The sequence below is a fragment of the Congregibacter sp. genome (assembly GCF_965662665.1).
Lineage (GTDB): Bacteria > Pseudomonadota > Gammaproteobacteria > Pseudomonadales > Halieaceae > Congregibacter.
In genome coordinates, this window is the sequence record NZ_CBFIIF010000022.1 from 34163 (window position 1) to 46982 (window position 12820).

General features: G+C 56.8%; 9 protein-coding genes. 8 read left to right on the top strand and 1 reads right to left on the bottom strand.

Annotation, left to right across the window (positions count from 1 at the left end):
• Positions 1-50: 50 nt before the first annotated feature.
• The 4 genes from ACTG39_RS10085 to ACTG39_RS10100 are packed head-to-tail and all read left to right on the top strand — an operon-like array spanning position 51 to position 6789.
• Positions 51-671 (top strand): class I SAM-dependent methyltransferase, encoded by a 621-nt coding sequence (locus ACTG39_RS10085; RefSeq protein ID WP_439107422.1) that lies wholly within the window; start codon positions 51-53, stop codon positions 669-671.
• Between the two features lie 9 nt (positions 672-680).
• Complete coding sequence (locus tag ACTG39_RS10090; RefSeq protein WP_439107423.1) at positions 681-2513, top strand: autotransporter assembly complex protein TamA; 1833 nt, start codon at positions 681-683, stop codon at positions 2511-2513.
• Between the two features lie 8 nt (positions 2514-2521).
• Positions 2522-5728 (top strand): translocation/assembly module TamB domain-containing protein, encoded by a 3207-nt coding sequence (locus ACTG39_RS10095; protein WP_439107424.1) that lies wholly within the window; start codon positions 2522-2524, stop codon positions 5726-5728.
• 53 nt (positions 5729-5781) lie between these two features.
• Positions 5782-6789 carry a metal-dependent hydrolase gene (locus ACTG39_RS10100; protein WP_439107426.1) on the top strand — a complete coding sequence of 336 codons (1008 nt, stop codon included), beginning with the start codon at positions 5782-5784 and terminating at the stop codon, positions 6787-6789.
• Between the two features lie 7 nt (positions 6790-6796).
• Here ACTG39_RS10100 and ACTG39_RS10105 read toward each other — a convergent pair whose 3' ends face one another.
• Positions 6797-7960, bottom strand: a complete 1164-nt coding sequence (locus ACTG39_RS10105) for a pyridoxal-phosphate-dependent aminotransferase family protein (RefSeq protein ID WP_439107431.1) — start codon at positions 7958-7960, stop codon at positions 6797-6799.
• A gap of 221 nt (positions 7961-8181) precedes the next feature.
• On the opposite strand from ACTG39_RS10105, the gene ACTG39_RS10110 reads away from it, so the two are divergent.
• From ACTG39_RS10110 to rlmKL, 4 genes are all read left to right on the top strand, one after another.
• A complete protein-coding gene (locus tag ACTG39_RS10110; protein ID WP_439107427.1) occupies positions 8182-8868 on the top strand; it encodes a hypothetical protein in 687 nt (228 codons plus the stop codon).
• A complete protein-coding gene (locus tag ACTG39_RS10115) occupies positions 8847-9992 on the top strand; it encodes a hypothetical protein (protein ID WP_439107428.1) in 1146 nt (381 codons plus the stop codon). Before ACTG39_RS10110 ends, ACTG39_RS10115 begins: the two co-directional genes overlap by 22 nt.
• A 32-nt stretch (positions 9993-10024) precedes the next feature.
• Complete coding sequence (locus tag ACTG39_RS10120; RefSeq protein WP_439107429.1) at positions 10025-10858, top strand: helix-turn-helix domain-containing protein; 834 nt, start codon at positions 10025-10027, stop codon at positions 10856-10858.
• On the top strand, positions 10848-12820 hold a 1973-nt coding region (gene rlmKL / locus ACTG39_RS10125; RefSeq protein ID WP_439107430.1), incomplete at its 3' end, for a bifunctional 23S rRNA (guanine(2069)-N(7))-methyltransferase RlmK/23S rRNA (guanine(2445)-N(2))-methyltransferase RlmL. The genes ACTG39_RS10120 and rlmKL, both read left to right, overlap by 11 nt.

The window sequence follows — 12820 nt, forward strand, 5'->3', positions numbered from 1 at the left end:
AGCTTATAATGCCGGCCTCAGAACAATCTCGATAAACGTGGATAAAACTTATGGGTTTCTATGACCGGCACGTGTTGCCGCACTTCATAAACTGCGCCTGCGGCAGCAAGCCCATTATGAAGCAGCGAGAGAAAGTCGTGCCGCGAGCACAAGGCACCGTGCTTGAAATTGGCATTGGCACGGGTCTCAACCTCCCTTACTACAATAGCGATCAGGTGGAGAAGCTTATTGGTCTGGACCCCTCAGAGGCGTCTTGGGAGCTCGCTGCGTCAAGGGCAAAGGATATTGGTTTTCCCATTGAGTTTATTGGTTTGCCCGGAGAGCAGATTCCTCTGGCCGAGAACAGCGTAGATACTATTGTTATGACCTACAGTTTATGCACGATTCCCGATCCGGTGGCCGCGCTCAAAGGCATGGCGCGAGTGCTGCGCCCAGAAGGAACGATGTACTACGCAGAGCACGGCCGGGCACCCGATGAGAGCGTTCGTCGCTGGCAAAACCGTCTGGACCGACCCTGGGGCGCCATTGCCGGTGGTTGTCATCTCAATCGGGATATTCCCGCGTTGCTATCTGAAGGCGGCTTTCATAGTGAAGATAGAGAGAGCATGTATCTTCCGGGCACGCCGCGCTTCGCCGGTTTTAACGTGTGGGGTAGCGCGAGCGCCGGTTGATTGCTGCGCATGAATACGATGCTGCGCAAGCTGCTTTTTGCTTTTCTGACACTCTTTGTTGCTGAGGCCGTTGCTGAGGCCGTTGATGCACAGAAACAAGCTGTCGAGACTGCTGCCGCCGTAACCGCTGCTCCCGTGCCAGAAGTCACCGGTAGCTTGCGCTATCGCATTGAGGGCGTCAGTAAAGAATCCAGAGAGAACATTCGTGCTTACCTGGGTGAATCCCCCAAGGACGAGGCCTCGGTAAATCGATTTCTCAGTACGGCAGTTGGGCGCACGGGGGAAGCTCTCGAGGCTTTGGGCTTCTATGAGCCAGAAATAGAACTCGAGGTCGATCGCAGCGACACACCCTGGATCGCGAGCATCAGTGTTGAGCCGGGTGATCCCTTACGCTACACCGCTGTTTCGGTACAGATTCTGGGCGAGGGGCAGGGTGATTCCAGTTTTGCCGACATTATTAATTCTCGATCACCGAAAGTGGGCGACCCCCTTCACCATGGTCGCTACGAGGCGCTCAAGCAAGAGTTACTGCAGCTTGCCCGTCGCCGGGGGTATTTTGACGCGGCGGTTGTCGAGGGTCGGGTAGAGCTGGATGTTGGCCAGAAGCGCGCGACTCTGTCGCTGATTTTTGATACGCAAGGTCGTTATCGGTTTGGCACCATCGCCGCGGATGAGACGGTCATCGACAGGGAGCTTCTCGAGCGTTTGTTGCCTTTTACGCCAGGCTCGCCCTATGAGCAAAAGTCACTCCTTGATCTTCGTCAGCGGCTCCTGCGTCTCGGCTACTTCGGCAGTGTCACGGTATTGCCAGACTTAGCTCATCGTAGCTTTCCCGAGGTACCTATAAACGTCGCCATCACTGCAGCTGCAGGTCATAGCTACGAGGTAGGGGTAGGTTTTAGTACCGATACCCGACAGCGTTTATCCCTCACCTGGCAAAGCCCGCGACTCAATCGCTGGGGCCATAGTCAGGAATCCGTGTTGCGTTGGTCGCCGGTGAATCCTCAGGCGCGAGTGACCTACAGCATTCCTCTGGATGATCCTGCGAATGATGTTCTCCAATTGATTGGAAAACTGGAGGATAACGAGTTTGGAGATCTGGAGAGCCGGCAACAGGAGTTTCGCGTACGCAGGGAGCGCACAAAAGCGGGGACGGTGCGCAGTCTGCAAGTTCGCGCATTGGATGAACGCTGGGGCGTTTTCAGTGATGACTTTGATGCCAGCTTTTTGCTTGCGGGTGCCAGTGTTTCGTCTCGCTATCGAAGAGGCAACGCGGTTGATCCCAATCGTGGCGTTAGTCAGTTCTACAGTCTGGAGGGCGGATCCGCGGAACTGGGTTCAGACGAGGATCTGCTGAGGCTTTACGGCAGTGTTACTGGTTTGAGAACCCTGGGAGAGCGTTGGCGTGTAGTGGGGAGGATCGAGGCCGGGGCGCTGTGGACGAGCTCTGATGAGGCGGATGACCTTCCGCCGTCGCTGGCTTTTTTCGCCGGCGGTGACAACAGTATCCGCGGCTTTGCATACCAATCCCTGGGACGCGAAGTCGGTGGCGGCAACCTGACTCAAGACCGGTCTAAGGATGATCGTTTAGTGGTGGGGGGCACACGTCTGTTAACGGGCTCACTGGAGCTTCAGCGCTATATCAACGAGCGGTGGCGCGCCGCGGTTTTTATAGATGCGGGGGATGCTTTTGACAGTGGTGATTTCAATAACAACGTTGGCGTCGGAATTGGGGTGCACTATCTGTCTCCCGTTGGTGCCCTGCGTTTTGAGCTGGCGAACCCGGTATCCGAGAGCGGCGGATCATGGCGAGTGCACGTAAACATCGGTGCTGAGTTTTGAGGCGTCGCGTGATCCGTTACTTCGCCTTCCTGGTATTGCTGCTTATTCCTTTGGCACCCGTCTGGCTTGTGGCGAGTAATGCCGGGCTGAACTGGACTCTTAATGCTCTTCAGGACCGGTTGCCCCTGCAGACGCACAGTCCTGAGGGGTCTCTTTGGGGCGGCTTTTCTTTGGCTTCGCTGCACTACAAAGACGCGAGCTTCTCGATCACGCTGGAGAATTTAAGCGTCAGCATTGCCTGGGGCTGTGTCTGGCAAAGCACGCTGTGCATAGAGGAAGCCTCGGTAGACCAAATTGCTGTCGAGGCGCTGGAAACGACGGTGAGTGATGACTCGTCGTTTACGGCGCCGCTGCCCTGGTCTCCAGTGCTGATGAAGCTCTCAGTGTTAAACGTTGGAGAGCTTCAATTGCACAATAACGCAGTTGACGAGGCCATAAGTAACCTTCTGCTCTCGGGAAGTCTTGGTGCCAGTACCGCAGTCATAGAGAGGTTTTCCGGCAAACATCGCCTGGGGCAGTGGGAGGGTCGCGGACTTCTGGGTAGAGATGGTCACTGGGAGTGGGCAATGGATGTTTCTGCAGAGCCTCGTGCTATCGAGGCCTGGCCAGAGGGTCTTACTCCAAATTACGCTCTGGATTTCAGCGGAGACCTTGAATCCCTTGCAGGGTCGATTCGTGCCTCTGCGGGAGTTCCAGCGTTAACAATGGACATTGAGCGGGTGTCGGGAGAATTGACAAGGGCGACGGGCTCGCTGATGGGGCTGCCAGATATCGTGCCCGAGCTGAATGTTCACCCCGCTATTCGCGCAGCAGGCCCTCTGAACTTTGACCTGAGTCTGGAAGACCCCGAAAACCTGCAGCTGTCCCTGGGTCAACAAGTCTCCGGCTTTGCCGAAGCACCTCTCGGGGTGCGTTTAAGTCTCAGGCAGGACTCGGGAGTTTGGCGGCTGACTGAGGGGACTTTGGGTGAGCCTTCAGCCCCGATACTGTCGGCCTCTGGAACACTCGGTGAAGTCGCTTCGCTGAAACCTGAATTGCGCTTTGAGGCAAACAGCTTTGTTGTGCCTTTGAAACCGGAACAACCGAAGATAGCTGTCACCGGCTCGGGGCAGGCGTCACTATTGCTTGGCGATCCCCTCGGCAGTTTTGCGGTCACCTTGCAGGACCTTAATGTGCGAGAGGGCGATAGCGAATGGTCCCTTTCAGGGAATCTACGGGCGAGCGAAGTCCCGGTGCTCCCCGTGGGTACGATTTCGGGAACGCGCAATACCTTGCCATTTTCCTATGTGCGAACCGGACCACCCGGAACCCCCGCGTCTGTTTCTTTTCCTCAGGGTCTGCCCGGCGAAGAGACGGGCATCACGGCTCTTGAGGTGCAGATAACCCCTGGCGATGTCACTGAGTTAACTCTAAGAAGTGAAGGGGATCTGCGAGGGGACCTGGGGCTGGCGCTAGAACAGATTGACGGCGGCGCCAAGTTTACGCTTCAGCCTTTTTTGGTGTACCTCCAAGACGAAGCGATACGTTCCGAGCTTCCCGTTACGGGAGAATGGAGCTCTGAATCGGCGTCCATTGGTCTGCAGTCGTTCTGCCTTCACTGGCGCCTCAACTCTATCTGCAGCGACAGTGCGCAACTAGGCCAAAGCGGCGCGCTGAGCTTGGCGGTTGAGATCGAGGAGGAACTTCAGTCCGCTATATCGGAGAAGCCTTTCTTGGCTCATGCAGAAGGTGCCGGGACACTTAAGCTTGCCTGGCTTGACGGCGCTCTTACGGACGCCACCTTTGATGTGGACTTCGATCATCTTTCGCTTGATCCCTACCTCTACGAGGGAACCGCGGAGCCTATTCGCTGGGAGCAGGCCCGAGCCAGTGGCTATCTGCGCGGCGACACAAAGAGCCTTGCTCTGGATGTCCTGTCCGAACAGCTTGGAGCGCTTCGTCTTGAGCTTAGTGAACAAGGGCAGGATCTTGTGGGTTCGCTCTATGCCAGTGCCGTGGATCTAAGGTCCCTGAATGACTTGCTGCCAGCGTGGAGATTCAGTAGTGGTCTTGTCAATGCGGATATGCGCTTGTCCGGGTCACGGAGCGCTCCCAGGCTATTTGGGAAACTGGTGCTTGATGGAGCGTCTGTGGCGCATCCGACAATTGAGACGGCACTATCAAGGGTGCATGTGATACTCGATGCGACGGGCGAAGGTTTTGCCCTCGATGGCGAAGCCATGCTGGGTGGTGCGCCGCTGACCCTTACCGGGCTGTGTTGTGATGGAGGTGCATTGAGCGCCAAGCTGGAAGGCGTTCGAAATCAGCTGGAGTTGCCGGTTGTAGGTCTGGAGGCAAGCTTGTCTCCAAGCTTAAGTCTCGTCCTTAATGAGCAGAGCCTGAATGTGGGAGGGCAGCTCACCGTTCATGAGGGTGTGTTCCAACACTCAGGCCCCGGCGACACCGCAATTGCTCTGTCCGATGACTTTTATCGTATCGATCTTCCGCAGTCGCCACCGCGCCGTTTTGATACTTACGTTGATATCAGTGCGTTGATAGAGCCGGGGTTTACGGTTCGCTCAAAAGAGCTGGAAGCGACTTTGTCGGGTGATCTGAGTGTCAGCATGCAGCCGGAAGTGCCCACTGCGCTATACGGCGACCTCAGGGTGCTCGGCGGAGAGTTGCGTGCCTATGGACAGGTTCTGCGTCTCACAGAAGGAAGTGTTGGTTTTGTGGGTGAACCCCTTAACCCCGCACTTAACCTCAGTGCCGAGCGACGCATACGCGCGGAGGACCTGCGTGTCGGTTTTCATATTCGTGGGAGCCTCGAAGAACCGGTGTTCGAAATATTTTCGGACCCCGTAAGGTCTGAGCGCGACACCCTCTCGTATCTCTTAAGGGGCCGTGGGCCTGATGCTGGAGCATCTGTAGATGGTACGGCTATGGCCTTATCGCTGGGGGCCTCGGCGATTAATCAGTCTGGCGCTTTGGAGTCCCTTAACTCGATTCCCGGATTGTCCGGCGTAGCACTGGGTGCCGAGGGTAGCGATAAAGATATGGCGGCGACCATTAGTGCCTACGTAGGCGAGCGGCTGTACCTTAGCTATGGCGTCGGTATCTATGAGCCGGTGAATGCGCTCACGGCCAGATTGTATTTGCGGTCACGGCTTTGGTTAGAGGTAGTTAGTCGTTTAGAGAGCTCTTTCGATCTTTACTACCGATTTGATGTCGACTGAGGAGCGTGTTTTTAAGGTGGTTACCCTGTTGAGAGTGGTTAGGTGAGTAGTCTATGGACCCGGTAACCCAGGGCACTCTAGGGGCAGCGCTTCCCCAGTCTGTTGCGCGGCCTGCGCGTGCGGGGCTCGCTATGCTCTGTGGTGTCGCCGGAGGAATGGCCCCTGATCTTGATGTGGTGATTCGTTCAGCGGATGACCCACTCCTGTTTTTGGAATACCACCGGCAGTTCACGCACTCACTGATTTTCATTCCCATGGGCGCGGCACTGGTAACGCTGGCTCTTTGGGGGTTATGGGGTAGAAGACAGCAATGGCCCTGGCAGGAGATTTATCTCTATTCGGCGCTGGGCTACGCTACCCACGCGCTGCTCGATGCCTGCACCAGCTACGGCACGCTACTTTTCTGGCCCTTTTCAGATCAGCGCTTTGCCTGGAACAACGTATCGATTATTGACCCTCTGTTGACCCTGCCGCTGCTTCTGCTGGTTCTGGCTGCGCGGATTTTTCGTCGTCGTTGGCCTGCGGTGGTGGGCATGAGCTGGGTGGTGGCTTATCTGTCCATGGGGGTGCTGGCGAGGGACGCTGCGCAGGATATGGGCAGGCAGTTGGCCGCAAGTCGCGGGCATTCGCCCGCCGTGGTGGAGGCAAAACCGAGCTTTGCCAATCTCCTGCTGTGGAAGACTATCTATCGCGAGCAAGATCAGTACTACGTAGACGCGGTGCGCCTGGGCGGTGACGCAGTGATCTATCCAGGCTCAACGGTCCCCGTGCTGGATCTTGCCAGAGACTTTCCCTGGTTAAACCGAAACTCTCTTCAGGCGCAGGATGTAGAGCGTTTTCGTTGGTTCAGCATGGATTATCTGGCGGCAGATCCTCGTTTTCCGAACCGGATTATTGATATTCGCTATTCACTACTGCCCAACGAAATTCGTCCCCTGTGGAGTATCCAACTGGACCCTCGTGCTCAGAACAGTCGTCACGTGGACTATCTTGTGAGCCGGGAGCGGGGGCCTGATACCGTTAGCCGGCTGTGGAAAATGATTAAGGGGCTTCCGCTTTAGGGTAGCGCTAGCTTGTTTGTCCAGAGGCTGCCGACTGATAGAAGTCTGTCGCCGCCTGTATCGCGGCCCCGCTTTCCAGCTTGTGGTGCTCCGCTTTCAGCGCGGTTTCCAGCGCGTTAAGACAGAGGATTACATTGCGCTCGCGGCTGGCATGTCCCATGAGGCCGATGCGCCAGGTCTTACCCGCCAAAGCACCCAGCCCAGCACCTATCTCCAGATCAAAATCATTTAACAGACGGCTGCGTACTCTCGCGTCGTCGACGCCGTCGGGAATACAGACAGAGTTGAGCTGGGGTAAACGCCACGCTTTATCCACGGCCATGTTAAGTCCCATAGCTTCGAGTCCTGCGACCAGTGCCTCATGGTTTCTGCGATGCCGGTTAATGGCATTCTCCAGGCCCTCTCGCTGCAGTATTATCAGGGTCTCGTGCAGAGCATAGAGCGTATTTACTGGCGCCGTATGGTGATAGGCCCGCTTGCTGTCACCGCCCCAGTAGCCCATAACCAGTTGCATATCCAGAAACCAGCTCTGCACTTTGTGTTGCCGCGCCTGAATGCGTTCTACCGCGCGGGGACTGAAGGTCACGGGCGAGATGCCAGGCACACAGGAAAGACATTTTTGCGAGCCGGAGTACACGGCATCTGCGCCCCAGTCATCGACCTTAAGTTCAATGCCGCCCAGTGATGTGACGGTGTCCATGATAATCAGCGCGTCATGGTCTCGCGCCAGTTTGCAAAGCGTAGCAGCGTCGCTTCGAGTGCCCGTGGAGGTCTCGGCGTGGACGAAGGCAAGTACCGAGGCGTCGGGGTTGTTCTTGAATGCGGCTTCCACTTTTTCCGGATCTACGGGTTTACCCCAGTCATCTTCTACCATGACAGCTGTGGCACCACAGCGCTCGACGTTCTCGCGCATGCGCCCGCCGAAAACGCCGTTCTGGCAAACGATTACGGTGTCGCCGGGCGACAGAAGATTTACGAAACAGGCTTCCATCCCGGCCGAACCCGGGGCTGAAACGGGCAGCGTCAGTTCGTTGTTTGTTTGAAAGGCATACTGAAGCAGCCCCTTGATATCGTCCATTAGGGACACGAACAGTGGATCCAAATGTCCAATGGTGGGACGAGCCAGTGCAGCCAGCACGCGAGGAGCCACGTCCGATGGCCCGGGTCCCATGAGCGTGCGTTGAGGAGGATAAAAGCTGTCTGTCACGGTAGTACTTCCTTCGCTGGAGAGGGTTGTTAGTGGCGATGCGCCGGTGAATCCGGCGCGGCGGGAGTATACCTTTGTGTGCCTCGGGAGGCACCGTTGCCCTTGTTGATACGAGGTGCCTGTGTCAGCATCTGCATTCTCTCGCCGCGTGCGAGAGTCATCGCCCTTCGACACTCCGGATTTACATGTTTCGCTTAACGATTTATCGCGCCTGGCGCCTTTTTGTTCTGCATTCGCTGCTGCTCATTGTTGCCTGTGCGAGTGAGCCCGTGCAGCAGGAGGTGGCTTCAGACCCTGTGGATATGTCTGGAAACTGGGAGCTGGATTACGCGCGCAGTGACAATATTCAGGCCCAATTTAATTCCATGATGCGCGGATTGCGGGCGCAGGCTGCTCGCAATTCCAACGAACGGAGTCGTAACACCGTGGGCACCCCGCCCACGTCTTCCCAGGAAAGGCTCTTGGCTATGGCGCAAATGGCAGAAATGATTACGGAGTCTCAGCTTCTGGAAATTGAGCAAAGTCGTATTGCCATTCGGGTCGAGCGAGAGGGCAACTTCTCCTTGAGCTGTGACTATGGACCAGACGCGCCGGTGCAGGTCGATTACGGTTTGGGCAGTGAGCGCTGTTTTTGGGACGGACAACAACTGGTGTTTCAGATTCGCCTGCCTGACGGCCTGGACATTGTGCATCGCTTGTCCGTAGCGGGGTCTGGTGACTCTCTCGGTATCGTTACCAGTTTGTACAACCGTGGTGTGTCAGAGCCCTTCTCCCTACGAAGAGTCTACCGTCGCTATACCCCCGGCAGCAGCGGTTATCGCTGCACCGAAACCCTAACAAGAGGCCGGGTATGTACCACGGAAGCCAAATAGTGCGCCCGGTTTTCGCAGCGTCGTTACTTCTGAGCCTGCTGCTGCAGGCCTGCAGCGGTAATCGTGGTGTTCCCGAGGCACCGCCAGAGCCTGAGCCTTTGGCGCCCCCGGTGGGGTCTGTGCAGCAGCAGAGAGTAACGCCGTCTGCTATGGCTCTGGATTTGGGGATCGCCGTCTTTGACCAGGGCCTCGAAAACCGTCAGCAGGGCACCCGGGTGTTTCCCACCGTGCGTAAGGCCGAATCGCTGTTGATCCCCGTGACGCTTTCTGGATTTCTGGAAGAGAGCGGAGCCTGGGGTGTGGTGCGCGTCGTACATTCGAGCGATGTTTTTATGCCGCTCATGCTCGGTGGAGAAATACTGAGAGCCGATGGCGCGGTGTTAGAGTTGCAGATTCGGTTGCGGGCAGCGGACGGGAGCTTGCTCCTTGACCGCATCTATCGCGATGAGGCCTTGAGCGCAGATTATCCGGTTAAAACTGGTGATGAGCCGTTTGCCGATATCTACCGAGCGATAAGCAATGACCTCCTCGCTATATCCAAGGCGATGAGCGATGAACATCGCCGGACGCTTCAGCGTTTGGCGCTCATGCGCTTTGCGGGAACTCTGTCTCCTGCGACTTTCGACCGTTTTGTAACGAAGTCGGATCAAGGGCTTTATTCCCTGGTAAGTTTCCCTGCCGATGGGGATCCTATGCTGCGGCGTCTGGCTCGAGTCCGACGGCAGGACGATTTGTTCATTGACTCTGTGGATGAGCAATACAGCGAATTGCGCAGCGAAGTTGAGGACAGCTATGCGCTTTGGCGGGAGTACAACTATGAATTGCAGCGCTTCGGGGATGACTATCGAAGCAGCGCGTCCGAGCGCAAGTCCAATGCGCGGCGAGGATCTTATGCTGCGATGCAGCAGGTCTATGGTAGCTACCGCAAAGTGAAGATCCAGGAAGAAGACCTGCGAGAGCTGGTGAAGGGGTTTTCCGGAGAGTCTTTGGAGACCGTACTGGAAGTTGATGACGGCGTCTTTCGTTTAAACGGGAGTGTCCAGGACCGCTACGCGCAATGGCGGCAAATATTGACACGTATTAATGCCCTTGAAACGGGCGGACAGCTTCCGCCCAACAGCTAGGGACTCCGTGGCCCCTGCGTTATGCTGTTACCGTGACAAACGAATCCAGAAATAGCGCTGACAATGATGGCGACCCAGCGGGTGATCGATCCGAATCGGGTTTTGATACGCCGCGTTCCTCCTTGATTGATACGCTGATCAAGCGAGCGGGCAAAGTTGCCGGCGGCACCCTCGATCTTGCTGTCGATGTGGCCACCATGAGCGCCATGTTTGGTGACTCCTGGGTGCGCGATCTTCTGCTCAACGGCGCTTCTCCCGAGCGTCTGGAGGCAATGGCCGAGGCTGGGCATTTTTTACGCGATGCCCGGGAAACGGCAGGCCTGACTATTTCGGAGCTGTCCGAGAGTCTGGAGTTGAGTGACGAAGCCGTGCTTGCCGGGGTGGAACGAGGCGAGTCTATTCTTCCGCTTGAGGTGATGTTACGCACCGCCTCGCTGCTCGCCCGTCACGACCCCGTACCTTTCTTGATCAAGTTTTTACGCAGTTACAACCCACAGCTGGAGGCGACTTTGGAGCAGTGGGGCGTGATGGCACTACCGCGCAACTTCGAGCGGGAACGGCGTTTTGTCAATCTTTATCGCCAGCACGATTTCCTCAGAGACCTAGATGATGAAGGCTACCAGCGTTTTGTTGAGTATATGGATTCCTCAACCCAGCTGGTTGTGGATGTTATGCAACGTGAAGCAGCGGTGAAGAAGGCTCCGCGTAGAGCTGCTACCAGGAAGTCCAAACCCAAATCCAGGCCTGCTGCCAAGCGCCGCGCTACGAAGTCGCGCGCCAAAACCAGTCCTAAATCTGCGTCCCCGGCCTCGGCTCCAGCCAAACCCGTGGTGCGCAAAGTGAAGCCCCGCAACAGTGATAGCTGATACTCCTAGGCAGTGGCTCGCCACCTGTCCTCGTGCGCTTCCGCCCATACTCGCCAAAGAGCTCGAAGATCTGGGTGCGACGGATATTCAGGAGCAGCAGGCAGGCGTGAGTTTCTCGGGCTCGCGGGCGGTCATGTATCGCGCCTGTCTGTGGTCAAGGATAGCCACCCGAGTCTTATTACCCATCGGGAGCGGCGCTGCCCGTGATGCCAACGACTTGTATGCAAGCCTGCTAGCTTTGCCCTGGCCGGAACTTATCGGCGAGGATTGTAGCTTTGCTGTTAATTTTCACGGTACAAACGGGGATATAAGAAACACGCGGTTTGGTGCTCAGCGCAGCAAGGACGCTATCGTAGACGCCTTTCGCGAAGCAGGAGAATCCCCGCCAAGAGTCAGTCCTGACGCGCCGGACCTTCAGATTGTTGTTCGACTGCAGCGTGATCGCGTCGACGTCGCCTTGGATATGGTGGGTGAGAGCTTGCATCGCCGCGGCTATCGTCGCTCTGCGGGGGAAGCACCGCTCAAGGAAAATCTCGCGGCGGCTCTGTTGCTCAGAGCGGACTGGCCTCGACTGCTTTCCGAGGGCGCGGCGCTGGTAGATCCCATGTGTGGCTCGGCGACGCTCTTACTCGAGGGAGCGCAGATGGCCGCGGATCAGGCGCCCGCTTTAGGGCGAGAGCGATTTGGGTTTATGGCCTGGCGGGGGCATGACCGGACGCAGTGGGATGCTATTCACAGCGAAGCTCGTGGGAGGGCCGAGCGTGGACTTAGTGCCGGACTTCCGGAGATTCGCGGTTATGACGCAGACCCCCGGGTGATCCGAAGTGCCCAGGAGAACATCGCGGCGGCGGGCTTGGGCAAGTGGGTTCGCGTCAGCGTAAAAGCGCTGGGCGAGGTTCGAAAGCCGACGCACATCGCTTTGCCGAAGGGACTACTGATTACTAATCCACCCTATGGCGAGCGCATTGGAAGTAAAGACAGCCTGCCGCGGCTTTACCGGCACTTGGGAGAGTTGATGCACAGGGAGTTCCCGGGCTGGCAGGCGGCAATCCTTGCCGGGGACAGGGAGCATGGTCGATCTTTGGGTCTGCGAAGTTACCGACAATATCAGCTGTTTAACGGTCGTTTACCCGTCACGCTATTACTCATTGACCTAGAGGGAAACCGTCTGGCGGATGATGGCGCTAAGACCTCTGCGAATGCGTCTACGACGGTGGAGCCAGCAGGCGACCAAACTCTGAGTCCCGGCGCGGAGATGTTTGCCAATCGCGTGCGCAAAAATCAGCGCAAACTGGCTTCCTGGCTCAAGCGCAGCGGTAACGAATGCTTCCGGCTTTACGATGCCGATATTCCGGAATATGCGGTCGCGGTTGATCGCTATGGTGACTGGCTGCATGTGGCGGAATACAAGGCGCCTGCTCAAGTGAGCGAGGAAGGCGCTGCTCAGCGACTTAACGACATTCGTCTTGCGTTGCCTGCCGCAAGCGGCGTCCCCGCGGACAAAATTGTGTTCAAACAGCGAGAACGTCAGCGCGGTAAATCACAGTATCAGGCGCGTGGTACTGAGAGTGAGATGATCTCGATTGGGGAGGGTAATGCCTGTCTTCTTGTTAATCTCCACGACTACCTGGATACGGGCCTGTTTCTGGATCATCGGCCATTACGTTTACGTATAGCGCAAGAAGCCAAGGGTCTGCGATTCCTCAATCTATACTGTTACACCGGCTCGGCTACGGTGCATGCGGCACTCGCGGGTGCTCGCGAGACGGTCAGCGTGGACCTATCGAATAGTTATCTCCGTTGGTTGGGGCAAAACTTGGCTCATAACGGCCTCGCCGAAACCCGAAATCATCTTGTGCGCGCGGATGTCATGCAGTGGCTTCGCGAAGGAGACGATCTTTTCGACCTGATTTTGTTGGATCCTCCGTCATTTTCTAATTCTCGTAAGGTACCCGGTAGTTT

Coding starts and splice junctions, on each gene's coding strand:
- ACTG39_RS10115 (WP_439107428.1), top strand. CDS start 8,847: ATGTACCACGGAAGCCAAATAGTGCGCCCGGTTTTCGCAGCGTCGTTA.
- ACTG39_RS10090 (WP_439107423.1), top strand. CDS start 681: ATGAATACGATGCTGCGCAAGCTGCTTTTTGCTTTTCTGACACTCTTT.
- ACTG39_RS10085 (WP_439107422.1), top strand. CDS start 51: ATGGGTTTCTATGACCGGCACGTGTTGCCGCACTTCATAAACTGCGCC.
- ACTG39_RS10105 (WP_439107431.1), bottom strand. CDS start 7,960: ATGGGACCCGGGCCATCGGACGTGGCTCCTCGCGTGCTGGCTGCACTG.
- ACTG39_RS10100 (WP_439107426.1), top strand. CDS start 5,782: ATGGACCCGGTAACCCAGGGCACTCTAGGGGCAGCGCTTCCCCAGTCT.
- ACTG39_RS10110 (WP_439107427.1), top strand. CDS start 8,182: ATGTTTCGCTTAACGATTTATCGCGCCTGGCGCCTTTTTGTTCTGCAT.